Source organism: Sporosarcina sp. BI001-red (assembly GCF_003384035.1).
GTDB lineage: Bacteria > Bacillota > Bacilli > Bacillales_A > Planococcaceae > Sporosarcina.
This window is the reverse complement of the sequence record NZ_QQAK01000010.1, coordinates 1-16,292: the sequence shown is the minus strand read 5'-3', so window position 1 is coordinate 16,292 and position 16,292 is coordinate 1. Positions and strand designations below refer to the sequence as shown.

Annotated in this window: 18 protein-coding genes; 4 read left to right on the top strand and 14 right to left on the bottom strand. The window is 44.2% G+C overall.

Going from position 1 to position 16,292, the window contains the following annotated elements:
- Window positions 1-141: 141 nt before the first annotated feature.
- The 4 genes from DVB69_RS05030 to DVB69_RS05015 all read right to left on the bottom strand — a co-directional run bounded on the left by DVB69_RS05030 (window position 142) and on the right by DVB69_RS05015 (window position 3,480).
- On the bottom strand, window positions 142-1,425 hold the full coding sequence (locus DVB69_RS05030) for an efflux RND transporter periplasmic adaptor subunit (RefSeq protein ID WP_116017241.1): 1,284 nt from the start codon (window positions 1,423-1,425) through the stop codon (window positions 142-144).
- Window positions 1,425-2,114 (bottom strand): hypothetical protein, encoded by a 690-nt coding sequence (locus DVB69_RS05025; RefSeq protein ID WP_116017239.1) that lies wholly within the window; start codon window positions 2,112-2,114, stop codon window positions 1,425-1,427. The genes DVB69_RS05030 and DVB69_RS05025 overlap by 1 nt, the downstream gene beginning before the upstream one ends.
- Window positions 2,115-2,586: 472 nt before the next feature.
- Window positions 2,587-3,051, bottom strand: a complete 465-nt coding sequence (locus DVB69_RS05020) for a transcriptional regulator (protein ID WP_116017237.1) — start codon at window positions 3,049-3,051, stop codon at window positions 2,587-2,589.
- A gap of 129 nt (window positions 3,052-3,180) precedes the next feature.
- Entirely contained in the window at window positions 3,181-3,480 is a 300-nt protein-coding gene (locus tag DVB69_RS05015; RefSeq protein ID WP_158541028.1) for a hypothetical protein, read from the bottom strand.
- A gap of 242 nt (window positions 3,481-3,722) precedes the next feature.
- On the opposite strand from DVB69_RS05015, the gene DVB69_RS05010 reads away from it, so the two are divergent.
- The 3 genes from DVB69_RS05010 (at window position 3,723) to DVB69_RS05000 (ending at window position 8,632) form a co-directional block, all read left to right on the top strand.
- Window positions 3,723-4,217, top strand: a complete 495-nt coding sequence (locus DVB69_RS05010; protein WP_116017233.1) for a helix-turn-helix domain-containing protein — start codon at window positions 3,723-3,725, stop codon at window positions 4,215-4,217.
- Window positions 4,218-4,313: 96 nt separating this feature from the next.
- Window positions 4,314-5,894 carry a hypothetical protein gene (locus DVB69_RS05005; RefSeq protein WP_116017231.1) on the top strand — a complete coding sequence of 527 codons (1,581 nt, stop codon included), beginning with the start codon at window positions 4,314-4,316 and terminating at the stop codon, window positions 5,892-5,894.
- Window positions 5,891-8,632 carry a DEAD/DEAH box helicase gene (locus tag DVB69_RS05000; protein ID WP_116017229.1) on the top strand — a complete coding sequence of 914 codons (2,742 nt, stop codon included), beginning with the start codon at window positions 5,891-5,893 and terminating at the stop codon, window positions 8,630-8,632. The genes DVB69_RS05005 and DVB69_RS05000 overlap by 4 nt, the downstream gene beginning before the upstream one ends.
- Before the next feature lie 143 nt (window positions 8,633-8,775).
- Here the strand turns inward: DVB69_RS05000 and DVB69_RS17515 are convergent, their stop codons facing one another.
- Entirely contained in the window at window positions 8,776-9,000 is a 225-nt protein-coding gene (locus DVB69_RS17515) for a hypothetical protein (RefSeq protein ID WP_158541027.1), read from the bottom strand.
- Window positions 9,001-9,193: 193 nt separating this feature from the next.
- Window positions 9,194-9,640 carry a single-stranded DNA-binding protein gene (locus DVB69_RS04995; RefSeq protein ID WP_233505324.1) on the bottom strand — a complete coding sequence of 149 codons (447 nt, stop codon included), beginning with the start codon at window positions 9,638-9,640 and terminating at the stop codon, window positions 9,194-9,196.
- A gap of 261 nt (window positions 9,641-9,901) precedes the next feature.
- On the opposite strand from DVB69_RS04995, the gene DVB69_RS04990 reads away from it, so the two are divergent.
- Window positions 9,902-10,327 carry a YwpF family protein gene (locus tag DVB69_RS04990; protein WP_116017227.1) on the top strand — a complete coding sequence of 142 codons (426 nt, stop codon included), beginning with the start codon at window positions 9,902-9,904 and terminating at the stop codon, window positions 10,325-10,327.
- Window positions 10,328-10,380: 53 nt separating this feature from the next.
- Here the strand turns inward: DVB69_RS04990 and DVB69_RS04985 are convergent, their stop codons facing one another.
- The 8 genes from DVB69_RS04985 to DVB69_RS04950 form a co-directional block, all read right to left on the bottom strand.
- Entirely contained in the window at window positions 10,381-10,788 is a 408-nt protein-coding gene (locus tag DVB69_RS04985; protein ID WP_116017225.1) for a hypothetical protein, read from the bottom strand.
- A gap of 72 nt (window positions 10,789-10,860) precedes the next feature.
- Window positions 10,861-11,247 carry a hypothetical protein gene (locus DVB69_RS04980; RefSeq protein WP_116017223.1) on the bottom strand — a complete coding sequence of 129 codons (387 nt, stop codon included), beginning with the start codon at window positions 11,245-11,247 and terminating at the stop codon, window positions 10,861-10,863.
- A gap of 148 nt (window positions 11,248-11,395) precedes the next feature.
- The gene (gene fabZ, locus DVB69_RS04975) at window positions 11,396-11,827 is read right to left on the bottom strand and encodes a 3-hydroxyacyl-ACP dehydratase FabZ (protein WP_116017221.1); all 432 of its coding nucleotides are present in this window, start codon (window positions 11,825-11,827) and stop codon (window positions 11,396-11,398) included.
- A gap of 37 nt (window positions 11,828-11,864) precedes the next feature.
- Window positions 11,865-12,311 (bottom strand): DNA-directed RNA polymerase subunit beta, encoded by a 447-nt coding sequence (locus DVB69_RS04970; protein WP_116017219.1) that lies wholly within the window; start codon window positions 12,309-12,311, stop codon window positions 11,865-11,867.
- A 20-nt stretch (window positions 12,312-12,331) separates the two neighbouring features.
- Window positions 12,332-13,159 carry a flagellar hook-basal body protein gene (locus DVB69_RS04965; protein WP_116017217.1) on the bottom strand — a complete coding sequence of 276 codons (828 nt, stop codon included), beginning with the start codon at window positions 13,157-13,159 and terminating at the stop codon, window positions 12,332-12,334.
- 36 nt (window positions 13,160-13,195) lie between these two features.
- A complete protein-coding gene (locus DVB69_RS04960; RefSeq protein WP_116017215.1) occupies window positions 13,196-14,032 on the bottom strand; it encodes a flagellar hook-basal body protein in 837 nt (278 codons plus the stop codon).
- A gap of 49 nt (window positions 14,033-14,081) precedes the next feature.
- The gene (gene mreB / locus DVB69_RS04955) at window positions 14,082-15,077 is read right to left on the bottom strand and encodes a rod shape-determining protein MreB (protein ID WP_116017213.1); all 996 of its coding nucleotides are present in this window, start codon (window positions 15,075-15,077) and stop codon (window positions 14,082-14,084) included.
- 188 nt (window positions 15,078-15,265) lie between these two features.
- Window positions 15,266-15,553 carry a sporulation transcriptional regulator SpoIIID gene (locus DVB69_RS04950; protein ID WP_116017965.1) on the bottom strand — a complete coding sequence of 96 codons (288 nt, stop codon included), beginning with the start codon at window positions 15,551-15,553 and terminating at the stop codon, window positions 15,266-15,268.
- Between the last annotated feature and the right edge of the window lie 739 nt (window positions 15,554-16,292).

Sequence of the window (16,292 nt, the reverse complement as noted above, 5' to 3'; positions counted from 1 at the left end):
AATTTATATTCACGGTTATTGAACACTTATTTTTGATGCAATCATCCTATCCTCCCTCATAATAGCGCACACAAAAACTGCCCGTTTCATCAGTTTTTACTGACAATCCGGACAGTCTTCTTTGTATTTTAAATTTCTTGCTTATGGTTGTTTCAATAGCAATACTTTAAAAGTTTTTTTCCAGCCGAATGCTTTCCATTCCGCTTTCGTTGGCATGTCCATGGGCATCGGGAAGAAGACACGTGGTGCACTTTCCTGATCACGGATGGATTTGTCGTGAACGACTATATCCCCAGCTGCGAGGCCTTCAGTGACAACTGTTCGATTGAGATATTCAAACGGAGTCACAACTTCTGCTGACGCGGCATAACCATGTTTTTCAAGTCTCCAGACTGAAGCTTTGTCTTTACCTGCGTTCGTTAGCCATTTCGTTCGAACTGCTGCAGCATTTTGCGCAACATTTGTCGTAATGACCGTGTTCACATGCGTCCCGAATGGAGCCGGGACTTCTTCGCCATTCGCATTCAGACGAACTCGGTAATACGCTAAAGGATTTGTAACCTTCTTATCCGCAAGCGCTTTGTAAGCATCTAAAAACTCGTTCGGTGTTGCAGGGACTTGATCAATCGATTCGACTGAACCTTGTAAAGTACCTTCGGCGCCTTTCGCGTTCAGCACAGCTGGATCACCGTTCGCAAGTTTACTCCACTCTTCGTCCTCAGCGTACGTTTCAACAACTTGCTCATTGCTATAAATGATGATTTTCGGCTGATAGCTTTCGCTAGTAATACGCGCAACGACACCATCTGTTGGGCTAATAAGCGCAGGATTTGATGAGTTTTGTTCCAACTGGGATTCGACCACTTTCAAGCGGCGTTCCGTGTCGGCTAAATCACGCTCTGCTTCAGCAATCGCTTGTGCATACGAACCAGTCTGGTTCACATCGACTTTGACATCCACATTCAACTCTACTTTTGTATCATCATCTGTCTGTTTGCGATCTGACTTTGATGAATTCGAGCTATTTGTTTTGTCGCCAGACTCTAAATCTGAAATTGTCGATCGAATCGTACTTTGCTGAGTGAGTAATGCTTCTTTCTCGGATTCCCAAACTGCACGCTGACCGTCCGCTTGCTCTGTCTGTAAAGTAGCAAGCTCTTCACCAGTCGTTACAGCATCGCCTTCTTGCACGAGCCACGTGTCGATCGTATTGCTGTCGTTGGTATAAACCGTAAATGTTTCTGCAGGAGCCACTAGACCTTCTTTTGGCAGAACTTCTTTATACTCTTTGGCAGACATTCGTTCATAATCGCTCACATAGACTGATTTTGGAATGACGCTTTTCTCTGAAAACATCAAGTAGAGATTAAGTGCAACAAAGACACTGACGACAACCGCAATGGCTGCATTTGTAAATTTGTTCATTATGAAGCGCCTCCTTGCATGACGTAATTGAAGAGACGTTCAAATGGGATGTACCCAATTGCCGCTGTCAACAAAGCGAATAGAATTTGCAGTCCAATCAGAACCCCGAGTAAACTTTTCCAATTTATCGTTTTCGTGTAAGAACGGATGAAACTAAACTGCAAACTAACAATGAGTGCAGAAATGATCGTTAACTGATTGAGGAACATGATTAAAAACCAAGTGTTCGAAAATGTTGCAGATAGCGGTCCAAATGATAAAAATGAAACGTTTGTCGCTTCTCCTTTTATGAAGAATACAAGGAAGATCAGCGCTTTTTCAATAAGTAAAACACCCGTTACCAGTAATTGCAAAGGCACAATTCGTCGAACTGGAATCGATGTCAAAAGACCAAGGATATAAGAAACAAAAAACAAATGAAAAGCTATGTAGATAACTGCCCATAAAACAGCACCCATCACTGAGACAAATCGAGCAATCGTATAATCGCCGTCTGTAGCAAGTACAAGCATCGGACTGAGTGTGTCTGTCGTCATTCCCCATATGTCACGTAATGCAAAGATTACGATACCAGAAAGAAAAAGGAAGACAATCCGTCGGTTGAATCCGCGCATTGCCGATTTTTGGTGATTAATGGCGAGTTGTGATGGATTCGTTACATAGCGCCAGAACGAAAAGTTGAAAAACATGGGATAATTCCTTTCTTGTCAAAAATGGGAAATGGGTTTCGATAATATCTTCCTATCCTCTACTTTAGCAAAATCTACAAGATTTGCAAAGATTTCATGAGAGAAACAACCGATTCAAGAGAAATTAATAGACTTTTATTTAAAAAGGTGTTTCTAAATACCTCGAACGTGGGTATTGAATAACTAATCATCAAGCTGACGATACTCCCTAACATCACGGACTACTCTTCCCAGAAATATCTCGTTATTTCCCGGGAAATCGACAAAAGGAGAGAATTAATTTGGAAAATAACACGCAAACTCGGAGTATGGCAACTATGTCTTGGCAGGATATTGCTTTTGGTCTATTAGGATCATCATTGTTTGTTATACTATTATTCATTCTCACATGAATATAGTGAGCTCATTACATCCCAAACCTCAATAAAAACACCTATCGCTACAAAAATGGATAGGTGTTTTTTACGTGGTACTATTCAGTTTGTACATTCGGTGTGCGCATTCCTTCCGTCAGTTCAGTAAACAGTTGTTTATTATTTTTTTCCAAGGCGTAGTCAATCATTCTCAAACGGTTCTCCAGTTCCAATTCTCCAATCAGCTGTTCGATTTCACGCGCTTGCGGTTCAGATAACTCAGGGGCTAAGTGGAAGATGCCTTCTAACACACTTGATAAATGATGGTGCAAGTCAGAAATCAGCAACAATTGATACAGCGGTAATCGGATGAACCGGCTGCCTCGCTGAAAGACGAATACTTCACCTAAGTTTTCGACTTGTAAGCTTTTCATGTTGATGACGATTTCTTTTCCTTCAATTGGTACAAATTGAAAGACCTCATGCCCTTTCAGAATTGAAAAATATTGATACGCAAACACTAATCGTAGGCGAAAATCTTCTTTACTCGTATAAAATGGAGTCATTCGTTTCACTGATAGCATCTGGATCCCCTCCAAATTTGAATATTCCGATTATTTATAGTTTATCACAACCGAGCTCTATATGTGAATGATAAATGCCTGGTGTTCTTAACTATATGTAACGGAGACAGAAGCTATTTCAGTGATTCGTCATTCTACCTTACGATTTGGAGGAATCATGCAAAATGACATGCTGTGTGGTGTGAATTCTTGGATTCCTAATTCTTGTAACGCTTTTAATACAGCATCTCCTAGAATCGCATTCGAACGGTCTACTTGGTTAAATCTAATTATATTTTTTGCATAGTCTACTGTGATCGAGTCAAAATAAGAGTCACCTACAGTGGCTGAAATAATATACATTGTCTGACGCTCTCTTACGTCAATGATTCCTTCCGAACTTGCAGGGTGCAGATTCATCTGAAGTACCCTTGCCAGATCAGTCATCATTCTTCTTAAGCCCGGGATGTAGACTACCATTTGGTCAGATATAACTTCCCACTCCTTTCATCCATTTGAAACTATCTTTTATATCATTTTGAAGATATGTAAAACTACTTATTATTTTACATATACTGTTTAATTAATTAACAAAACCAACGAATTGTTGAAATATCACTTCACATTTTGTTGGATTCCTCATAATAGATCCCCTTCTCCTTTACGGTAAGACAAAAAGTGGGGGATTGGTCATGGATCGAAAAGATCGAAATTTCGGGAAGCAATTCAAGGAGTATCGAGAGGAATATCTGGATATCAAACAGTTGGAAGCCGCCGAGCGTCTATCCATTTCCTCTTCTGCACTTTCTAACTACGAGCGGACAGACCGGGACTTAACGCCGGATATGCTCGCTGAAATGAAACGAACATTTGACATTCCAGATGATTACTTCATCGCGATGCTGATGGGTGAACCTTTACGTGAAGTCCGGTCAGATATATCTACATCTGCCGGAAAGACGGGCGAGATAAGAGAGCACTATCGTGACAAATTCATCGAGCATCACCGACAGTTGCTAGAAGAGAGTAACGAATTGCGGGAAATGATCGCCATCGCAGCATCACTTTCTGCAAAACAACGTCGCATCTATTTTAATTCAATGAAGTCCAACATTGCAGTATTTAAAAGTCTAGTCGCTAAAAGCGAGCAATCTGCTACTTCCCTTCCCCTTTCTGAAAAGGAATGATGAAGGGTTTTTTCTTTTCCTGCATGTGATGTTTTACGAAGGTGCCTTAACTGATGTATAATAGAAAGAATGCTTTGTCTAGGGAGTGGTTTTATTTTGCGCGTCGCTGCAGAACGTATTTCGTATTTGCATGAACGAGAAATCGAAAAGATGATGAATGATGTCCACTATACATTTCGTCCGGATAATCCGGATCAGTCTGAGATCATCCGTAACGCCATTACTGCTGTTCGTAGAGGCGCAATCTCTTCTTACCGTTATTCCCAGGATGACGGAGAAGTGCTTGCACAACTCAACGATCACGCTTCAGAATTTGTACGTTTTTCATTTAATGAACAAACGTTAAGTTGCACGTGTGGTCGTAAGGGTCGTTGTGTCCACCAACTTACGGTCGTCTTTGACTTATACTCACAGTTCCATTCATTGACAGAGTGGTTCCAAGAGTGGAGGACTTCTGAAAAAGAGCAACTTGCCTTGAAAGTTACCGAGCGTACACCTGAAGCGTGGGATGCCGTCTTAACACGAGTAACCGCCCCTCTTCGTAAACTCACCTTAACAACTAACTCTTCTGTGTTCACGTACGAATGCGCAGAAATTGAGAATCGCGTCAAACCACTTATGCCTTTTGAATATGAGTGGAAGCCTCTGTTCGACTTATTTTATCGTCTTCACTTAGTCGATTCGGCTTTTGAGTACGCCTCTTCTATACTTTCATCCAGTCAATCCCAGCATTCCTATGGGACGTGGCAGGTGACTACTTGGCTTAATGATCAGATCTCTGATATTGAAAAACTAGCGGGTACGTTCAGTAACAAACCAAAGTTATTTGAAACGGACCCCTTCATGAAACGTTTGAAAGAACTCGTCCATTCTGTCTGTGTTCACCAATTAGGTCTGTTCCCATACCGTTTCCGCATTTATGAAGCGATTTGGGGACAGTTGTTTAATGACCGTAATGAACGTGTTGCAGAGAAACAGCAGCTTGCTCAAGATGCTTCTGCTGACGCTCAACTGTTTGCCATGTATTTCGCAATCATAGAAGGACGAGGGGACGTGCTTGAAAGTGCCCTCGCGGAAGAAGAACAACCTGATTTTGGCAGCTGGATGACGCTTGCAAAATTTGCGCTGGCTGAAGCGCTTGCCCCTACTGCTGCTTCCATTGCGCGCGGTCTTTACCCTTCTATTGAAGGGTATTTCAGCCAAAAGAAGAGTCGGAGCGAACAGCTTGCTGCTGCTCACGAGATCGACACGCTTCTTGCTAAAGGTGACTTTTCTGATGATGAGCGGGAAACCGTCTTTGCCATGTACGGAAGTATCGGGATTCCTCGATACTCCACGTTTCTAATTGAACGTGAACGTTATTCAGATTGGGCGGCACTTTTACACCGCTTCAGCGTACCGTATGACAGTGTCGACCAAGGGGACTTGAAAGTCGTGTTAGCCGAGCAACCTACTGCTGCACTTCCCTTGTTGCATGATTACACCCAGCAATTCATCGCTGAAAAAAATCGTCTCAGTTATCGTCGTGCCGTCAAACTTTTCAAGCGTATGCGTACAGCTTGCAAAAAGAGTGGTCACACAGATTTTTGGAACCGTTATATCCGAACGGTGCGTGATAAGTATCGCCGGCTACGCGCTTTAATTGAAGAAATGGAGAGGGGTAGTCTTGAATTATGAGACCTGCACATCGACTCGCACGCGAGTTACAACTGACCATCCAGTCTACAGATCGTGGCAACTTAGCGATTTCAGCTGCAGATGATTATGGAACCACCATACCTGCTGATCGACTTGTCTCCTTCTTCTTCTTTGCCGATGATACATCCTTGTTCGGATTGACGGTGCCTACTGAAGACAACACAGTTATTTTACATCCTCATGAGTGGGTACAAGCATTAAGTGGAAACCGTCATCCTTTCGTCGAGTATACAGGCGCGACCGAAAAGGATATAGAGCAACTGGAAGCAGCTGAAGAAGCAGGGAAACTGTGGCTGTCAAAGGACTTGTGGACCTATACCGAGCCTGACGCTGAACAAGTTATCCACTTTGCAGGTGACGCAGCTGGGATTTCAGAATCTGCCGCTCTCCTAACCAAACAAGCGATTGCCAGCAAATTTCAAGCGCTTGGTGTTCGCGCAGAAATGGTGCCTGCTTTGTTGCCCCATTTAAAAACGTACGGATGGCCGGGAGAGACCAAAACCGATATTCCAGTTCGACCTGCGCTACGGTTAACAGAACCTGACTCAGAAGGAATGGAAGACTGGTTACTTGAAACCGTCATTCTGAATGAACGCGGGACACAATGGGTGCCAGCAAAATCCAAACGAAATGCTTCCATCGAAAGTGCGCTACCCGCGAAACTAAGACCTTATGCGTCCGCGATTACGGAGCAGCAATCTGAAATGATTTCTTTCCTTCAGTCCGTTGAACCGGAGAATGAGAACACGTTTCTCCATATGCCGATGAGCGATCCAGAAGTCCGGATGTTCATCCAGCATGATTTACCGTTATTCCAATCGTTCGGACTTGCGGTACTCCTTCCTTCATGGCTGAAGACTGTGACCGAGACGAAGATGAAGATCCGCACAGATGCTGGCGTTCAATCGTACAAGTCTGCTGCCGGGTTGGATGAAGTTCTATCGTTTGACTGGAGTTTCTCACTAGCTGGCAATGAAATCGACCGGGATACGTTCCAAAAAATGGTCGATGAAAACCGTGAATTCATCCGTACTGGAGATGAATGGTTCCACATCGATCCGACTTGGTTAAAACGTATTAAAGAATTGATGGAACAAGCGGATAATGGGGAGTGGACCGTGAAAGATCTACTGTTCCAAGAGCTCCCTGAAGAGATTGTACCGAGTGAAGACGATGAGTTTGAAGAAGATCCGCTACTCGCGTTTACGATGCAACAGTCACTCCGCCAATATGTGGATCAAGTCATGGACAAAAAAGGATTACCTTCTGTCCAAGTTTCTGAGCAGTTACAAACCGAGTTACGACCTTACCAGCAAGAAGGATTCAACTGGCTCATGTTCATGCGGGACCAGCATTTCGGAGCTTGTCTTGCGGATGATATGGGACTCGGGAAAACGGTACAGCTCATTAGTTATTTACTGAAGGTACACGCCGAACCAGACGCCACTCCGTCGCTCATCATTTGTCCGACCAGTGTACTTGGTAACTGGCAAAAAGAGTTGGAACGTTTTGCACCCTCTTTGAAAGCGGCAGTTCACTACGGACCTGGCCGCTTGAAAGAAGATCAGTTCAGCGCATTTTTAGCTGCAGAGAAACCGGATGTCGTGTTGACGACTTACGGCACAGCGACGCAAGATAGCGAATTCCTCATTGAGTTTCCATTTGCGAGCATCACGTTGGATGAAGCACAAAATATTAAAAACATGCAAACGAAGCAATCTAGAGCCATTCGTAAACTGCGGGGGGGCCATCACATCGCGTTAACGGGAACGCCGATTGAAAACCGACTTGCGGAGTTATGGGCAATTTTCGACTTCATCCATCGGGGCTATTTCGGTAGTTTCCGTAAGTTTACGGATGACTTCATTATTCCGATTGAGCGGGATGATGACGAACGGACGAAAAGTCGTCTGCGTTCAAAAATCCATCCCTTCTTATTGCGAAGAACGAAGAGTGATCCAGACTTACAGCTGAATTTACCGAAGAAACTCGAGCAAAATGAGTATGTCCCACTTACGAGTGAACAAGCTGCCATTTACGAGAGCTTCATTGAAGAAACGAAGTTCAAGTTGCAGACACTTTCAGGTTTTGAGCGCAAAGGACTTATTTTAAAAATGTTAAGCCGTCTGAAACAATTGTGTAATCACCCTGCTTTGTTCTTGAAAGAACCCTTTACACAAGCCGATGAAATGTTGTCGAGATCTGACAAATTGGAGCGGATCGTGAAATTGGCTGCGGAAATTGCTAGCAACGGGGAGCAGTGCTTGATTTTCACACAATATATCGGAATGGGACAGCTCATTCGACAATGTCTGACTGAGCTCTACGGATTTGAAGTTCCTTTCCTAACAGGAAGTATGCCAAAGGGCCAGCGTGATCATCTAGTCGAAGCGTTCCAAGCCGGTGAATTTCCGATTTTCATCCTATCGCTAAAAGCGGGTGGTACTGGGTTGAACTTGACGGCTGCGAATCATGTATTGCACGCCGATCGATGGTGGAACCCTGCCGTTGAAAACCAAGCGACAGACCGTGCGTACCGGATTGGTCAGGAAAAGTTCGTTCACGTGCACAAGTTTGTGACGATTGGAACGATTGAAGAAAAAATTGATAAGATGCTTGAAGAGAAAGCTGCGCTATCTGCGGATCTTATCCAGTCTAGCCAGTGGCTGACTGATCTGTCAGAGCGAGAATTGGATGACTTGCTGTCATTCGGCTAATCAATAATTTTCATCCGCAAATCACGATCGTGGTTTGCGGCTTTTTTATGTATATTGTTGACTAAATGCGACTCATCCTTTTGACTTGTAAGACTTTGTGCATCTCTATATCCCTCTCCTCCTGCTCCAAAGCATCCAGCCGCTCATTCAAATTGGCCACCAATCGAATCAGTTGCCCAATTTGTAATTCCATACGCAGTATTATTTTCTTGTGAGATTCCATATGCTTCTCCCCTTTTAGGCGATTTCGCAGCCGAATCAGTAAGAAGCGGTCTCCTCTGATCCGACAGCAAAATTGCGGTTAGTTGGTGGCTGAAACCACCACTCCTCTTGAGTACTGCTTCGTTGTTAGTTGTGCCTGACCACATTTAACAACGGTTGCTCTACTTACTACCTAAGGTCAGAAGGAATCCCCACTCCTCATGCCCCAATTCTTATCCCTGTTTACTTGTACGAGCTGCTCTTTCCACAGGCAGCGCACGCACATTTAACCTATTTCTTTTGTGCTATCATGCCTCCTTAGCGTTCCCTTTTCTAACGCCTATGTATCTGTTGAAAGCATCAGAAAATAGGTAGCGATTCTTTTTCACGATTTTGTGAAGGTAATTCAAAATGATCTGCGGCAGAATTAGTTGATAATGCGGATGAAGAGACTTGCGTTTGGACATTTGTATGTTCCTCGGAAGATGGTTTTTTCGTGATTAAGAAACGGACATCTTCTCCTGCAACTTGTGTGACAAACGCACGGGTTCTGTCTTCACGCTCATATGAACGTGTCTGAATACGTCCACTTACACCAATCAGCGATCCTTTACCGCAATGTTTCACGGTACTTTCCGCAGTTCGTCCCCAAATGGTAATGAAAATAAAATCTGCATCGATGTCACCTTGCTGGTTTTTAAAGCTACGATTGACAGCAAGGGTAAAACTCGCTTGCATCCTTCCGTCTCCAATCATACGGACATCTGGATCTTTGGTCATTCTTCCAACGAGTGCCACATGATTCACCTAGTTCCCTCCTCTCTTTGAATTACCTTCATCATACGGATAAGGGTTAGATTGGACAAATGAGTATTTTCAGAATTTCGAGGTGATTTCCTAGCTGAACCTGAAGTTTGGAGTAGAGGGTTTTCCGCCAATTCTATGATGACTATAGAAGGGACCTTACTTTTAAATTGTGTCATTTCGTAGATAACTCGGCTTTGCCCATATTTCAAAGAGATTGAAACGACTATGGTATACTGGGTGAAAAAGGGGGATTTGGACGGGATGAAGACGTTTAAAATGATTTCTTTTGGTTTGCTCACTGGCGATGTAGCCTATTATTTACCCATGCACGACGGTATTATTATTAACCAAGAGAATAGCCATCGTATGTGGATACTAGAGATGTTTTTGGATGTAGAGCATAAAGAACGATTTGAAAAGTTAAAGGCTGAAGAAGCGCTCGTTGAAGCAAAAGTAGTAATTTCTTATCCCGAGAACGAACCTGCCGCCTTTGTGCTTGCAGTCGATGCCATACACGAGATCGGAGACCGTGTTTCCGTTTTGTTGAAAGGACGATTAAAACGTCAGCGTTCAGAATATGCAGAGCAGCTGCTAAGCGAGTTGTTGGACCGGGGTTTGGAAGGGCAAGCCTTACTCGAGCGTTTTGAAAGCGATATGCGCTCTCGTCCTCGGTTAAAAAAGAAGTGAAAACAAAGAAAAACCACGGGGCGAATGTACACCCCGTGGTTTTTTATTAGGCATTATTTTCCGTCTGACATGCCTTTGTCATCTTTCTTTGGAGATCCGCCATTGTTACCAGTTTCTGCACTATTACCGCCGCCTGGTGTACTGTTTTCTCCCATCGTACCGCCTTCTCCAGAACCCGCGCCTTCAAGTGTGTTGTCTTCGACGCCATCATTGTTCAGGACGCCATCATTCATTCCACCGTTACGATCATCATCCACTCCATCAAGATTTGGACCCGTCGTACCGTTAGGCGCATTGCCCTCCGTATCCGGAGACCAGTCCCGTGCACGATCGTTATCCATGTGGTTTTCCACATCTTCCATAGGTGTTTCGTTCTTGTCTGGGACATCTTTGTTCGCGTTACCGCACCCTGCCAATACGAATCCTGCAACAAGTGCTGCTGGCAATACTTTCTTCAACATGAAAATTCCCTCCCTTCAAGTAGCTATCCTACATAGCTTGGCTTGAAAAGAGGGAACTATCCATGATTTCTTTTATGCTTTGTAATGTTTTTTGAGCTCAGCTTCGACGAATGCAGCTTCCGCCTTACACTCGTACATATATTGCGTATTGAGTGCTTCTTGCATTTGTTGTATTGTTGCGATCTGTTCTTCAGAAGGTGGCTCACTTAACACTTTTTGAATGACTTCATTGATACGAACTGCAACTTCCTCATGAAATTGAGTGGCGTATTTGACGTCATCTGGTATTTTTTCATACCAGAGTGCTTTTTCTGTAATATACTCGCTCCAACGCTTCATGAAGTGTGCCATGTCATAGCGTTCCGGATCCCATTCGATCTCCGTCATGTATTGTTCAAAGGTCTGTGTAATGGACCTCGTGATGCTGCTCTTTAGATTAGGTGAAAGACTTTTGAACATTCTCGTTTAGTACCTCCCACGATGTACATGCTATGTGAACTGCATGCTTGATTGGCTTGTTATGCAATTTTGCACTTGCCAAAGTGTGTAAACACACTATGTAAAATTTTAGCGGACTTTTCCATCAGATGCAACTATTAACTAAAAATCACTCTTTAGCGCCAAGTGCGAATGTGATTTCCGCTTCACATGCGATTTCACCTTCTACCGTTGCTGTCGCTTTACCTTTTCCAATGGAACCACGCATACGTGTGATTACCACTTCAAGCCGGATTACGTCACCAGGAACGACTTGTCGCTTGAATCGGCAATTATCAATTCCTGCAAAAAATGCAAGACGGCCTTTGTTCTCCTCTTTTTGCAAAATCGCAACAGCTCCGACTTGCGCCAAAGCTTCAACAATCAATACACCCGGCATTACTGGATAACCCGGGAAGTGACCGTTAAAGTAGTTTTCGTTAATGCTTACGTTTTTGGTGCCTACTGCACGCACGCCTTCTTCAAGTTCAAGAATTCGATCGACCAATAGGAATGGATAACGATGCGGAATGATCGCTTGGATTTGTTGAGCTGTCAGCATAGTGATTCTCCTTTTAGGTTGCCCTGAAATCTTTCGTTCACTTCTCTTTTCCACTCATGATATCAAAAATATGAGCCCATGTATCTTTTTGGAAGATCCCGCTTGCGGTCCCATCACCGAGGATACTGTATCCAATAAGTGCACCGACTACTGACGCAACGATGAGCAACACAATCACTAGGATGACGCGTACATAAATCGGAAGAATACGGACTTGTACCCAGCGAACCGGTTTCGCCTCTGTTGTTTCTTCCGATTCTGTTTTCTCAATACGCTTCCCTCGTGTTTTTTGTACAACTTCCTCATTTTTCACGGGTTTTGTTTCAACTTTTCGCTTACTGCGTGTAATGTGTTCGCTGTCCGATGCAGATTGAGCCGTTGCAGCGTGTGCCGCTCTTGCTTCCGATCGCGTTTTCACAGCTGGCTGATCCGACTCTGAAGGCGAATGGGACGGGATGCTTGTATTTCGTTTTTCATCTGTCATATCAATACTCCCCACTTAGCTCACCGGATATTATTGACCAGGCCGAGCATCTGATCAGCGATAGAAACCGTGCGTGAGTTGAATTGATACGCTCGCTGTACGTTGATGAGGTCTGTCATTTCTTTTTGATAGTCAACATTGGACCCTTCAAGAGCACCTTGCTGTATGCCGACATCCGGGCCAGTAATTTGTGTTAAAATATCCGCTTCAGTGACATTCAATTCTTCCAAATTAGCAGGAAGCGTGAGTTGCGTCGAGGACAGTCGCGTCATTAAGTTGGGACGCTCAATTAATGTAACCGCCAGTTCAGCTGTTTGCTCTGCACCATTTGCTGACGAGGCAACCAATGTGCCATCTGGCTTCAGTTCAAACGAATCCACAGGACCATTGAACGTGATGGCATTTCCAGCACGGTCTGCAACGGCATTGCCTTCGCCATCAACGAGTGCTACTTGGTTTCCCTGACCTGGAGTAAGGTAGAAGTTCCCTTGGCGTGTATACACCGTTTCTGGACCATCTGCACCTTGGATAATCACGTTGAAATAGTTTTTCGGTTCTGTGAGTGCGAAGTCTAGATTGCGTCCTGTCTGCTGAAGTGTTCCAACTTTCCAGTTCATTTGCGTTTGACCAAGCATTGCGCCAACACCGTATCGGATGCCTTCGGGTGACTGCCGAGGCGCTGTATCTGCTTTATCATTGTTAAATTGCTGATACAACATTTCCTGAAAACTGGCTTGGTTCGATTGATAACCATTTGTACCTATATTGGATAAATTATTACTGATGATATCCAGATTATTTTGCAACTGGTTCATCGTATTGACGGCTGTTGTCATCGTACGGATCATTAGTTTTGACTCCTTTCGCTCATCGGAAGCTTGCGATTATCCATTGACACGACCAATTTCCGAAACCGCTTTTTCCATACTACGGTCATAGGCTTGCAACACTTTCTGATTGGCTTCGAATGCTCGGTAAGCGGTCATCATATCTGTCATCGTTCGCGATGCATCCACGTTCGATTGCTCGATAAACCCTTGTTTGAATGAATAACTGACGCCTTGTGCACCGGTTGCGTTTGGCAAGTCTTGCAGTGCATAAAACAGTCCATTATCACGTTTTACAAGCGTTTCTGGATTCGCTGCATAGCTGATGCCGATTGTGGCGGCTTCCATTTCACCGTATTTAATGATGCCATCTTCTGTCACTTGGAAATCATCGTTCGGCAATTGAATACGCTGGCCGTTTTGATCCAGCACATAGTTTCCTGCAGAAGTCGTCAAGTAGCCTTCCGGGTTCAAAGCGAAGTTTCCACTTTTCGTATAAGCACGTTCACCGTCTGTTCCTTCAAGTGTGTAGAAAACAGCACCCGGTTTGCCCGTTTCAGGATTCACAGGGAGTGCCCCATCGACAAGTGCAACGTCTGTTGTTAGTTCAGTTTCCCTCAGTTGTCCTTGGGTAAACAGCGGCATCGTTTCTTGCATGTACGTTCCTGTTGAAAGGGCACCGATCGGGGTTAAGCCTTTCATCTGAAAGCTATTCTGAACCGGTACTTTGTTGGCTTCTAAGTTAGACAAGAACATCTCAGGAAATGATCGAATCGATGACTGATCTGTCTTGAATCCTGGAGTATTCGCATTGGCCATATTGTTTGAAAGTAGTTCTGTTCTGCGCTGTTGCGCGATCATTCCTGATCCAGCTGTATAAAATCCACGGAACATAAGCCCGCCTCCTCTTTAGGTGTGTTGCATATGATCCAGTGGCAATTCGTTAAGAACGAGTTCGTTTCTTATCTAAGCTTTCTAGCATAATGCCTGTCCCTTTAGCGACACACCCAAGAGGGTCATCAGCTATGAAAACAGGTACTTTTAGTTCCTCTGCGAGTAGTTGGTCCAGTCCACGTAAAAGCGCACCGCCACCCGTTAAGATGATGCCTCGGTCGATAATGTCTGCTGACAGTTCTGGCGGCGTTTTTTCTAAGACATTTTTGGCTGAATGAAGAACCCAAGCAATGGATTCTTCAATCGCTTTTGTAATTTCAGTTGAATTGACTGTAACCGTCCGCGGGAGTCCAGATACCATATCCCGTCCACGAATGTCCATTTCTTCAAAATGGCTATCCGGAAAAACGGAAGTGACGGTCATTTTGATGTCTTCCGCTGTGCGTTCGCCAATTAATAGCTTATGTCTCTTTTTTATATGTTGGATAATATCCTGATCGAACGTATTACCTGCAATCTTAATGGATTCGGATGTAACAATATCTCCCATGGAAAGAACGGCTACGTCTGTTGTACCGCCTCCGATATCAATGACCATATTTCCGCTAGGTTGATATATGTCCATTCCTGCTCCGATTGCCGCCACTTTCGGTTCAGCTTCAAGGAATACTTGTCGGCCGCCCGATTTTTGAACAGCTTCCTTAATAGCTTTTTGTTCCACACTTGTGACATCAGTGGGACAGCAGATCAAGATACGCGGTTTAGAAAACCAACCTTTGACATTCAGACGATCAATGAAACCTTTCAGCATGGCTTCTGTGCTGTCAAAGTCAGCAATGACACCGTGTTTCAATGGTCGCATCACCTGGATATTGCTAGGGGTCCGTCCAATCATCAGTCTCGCTTTTTCTCCAACCGCCATGATCTCGCGCGTTTTCGTGTCGACCGCAACTACTGATGGTTCGTTAAGTAGAACCCCTTTTCCTTTTACATGTATTAAAACATTAGCTGTTCCCAGGTCAATGCCGATATCTTTCGCAAACATCTCATCCCTGCCCCTTCCATTCGTTCAGGCGTTATCTCGTACAATTACACGTTCTCCTAACTTAACATTTTATCACAGTGTTCCGAAAAAGAACATAAAAAATCGCTATTTTCCGTGCTTTGCCACGGTTTCAATGCAGGTAGTTCGGTTTTTACTATTTCCATAGAAAAAACGGACTGCGTTAGTCGCTAGTCCGTCTCTGTTGCTGCTGTCTCATTGAGTTTTCGTTGTTCGATTTTCCATTTTTGACGTGTCGCTTCCCCGCCTCGTAAATGGCGAATCGATTTGTGATAGGCCAAGATTTTCGCAACTTCCTCTGACAATTGGGCATCTATATTAGGCAGACGCTCTGTCAGATCTTTGTGTACTGTACTTTTCGAGTAGCCCGTCGCTTTTGCGAGCGCTCTCACAGTGAGGCCGGTTTCGATGAGCAGGTTGCCGAGACGTACGCAGCGTCTCCGAATTTGTTCGTGCACACCCTCTTCCTTTCCCGTCAATCCATTTGTTCTCTCACTGTATGCGAAAGGGCGGCGGGCTATTCCATTTCATACTCAAGCAATGTGAGTGAAGTGCGTTCTCTATCAGTTTCGGGTTTGATGATACTTGGTTCGGGTTCTCGATTATAGCGTGCACTTTACCAATCAGCTCTTAGCTCTTAGCTTTTCCCCGTCACTTCACGGAGTTTCTCGATAACGAGACACCATTCAATTGAGTTTAGGGATTAATTGGGTGCGCTTCGCTTGTTTTGGGAGAGGTGAACACATCCCTGGTGCGTGTTCTCGATCATAGCGTGCACTTTACCAATCAGTTCTTAGCTTTTCTCCGTCACTTCACGGAGTTTCTCGATAACGAGAAACCATTCTACTGAGTTTAGGGATTAATTGGGTGCGCTTCGCTTGTTTTGGGAGAGGTATCTCATTTGGATTTGGGCTCCTGCGGTAGCTACTGCTGTCTCAGTAGTGGTTTATGATCACTTTTACAGCTTTATGAGCACTTCCCATGGTTTATGATCACTTTCACAGCTTTATGAGCACTTCTCAAGATTTATGATCACTTTCACAGCTTTATGAGCACTTCCCAAGGATTATAAGTCAAGTCCTAAGTATTGTGTAAATTCCTAGATTTGTTTTCAGCGCATTAGTTCAGATGGTTATAAACTCTACCTGGCGGTCATCGATTCGACTGCTCGCAACTTTACATGGAGGGGTGGGCATG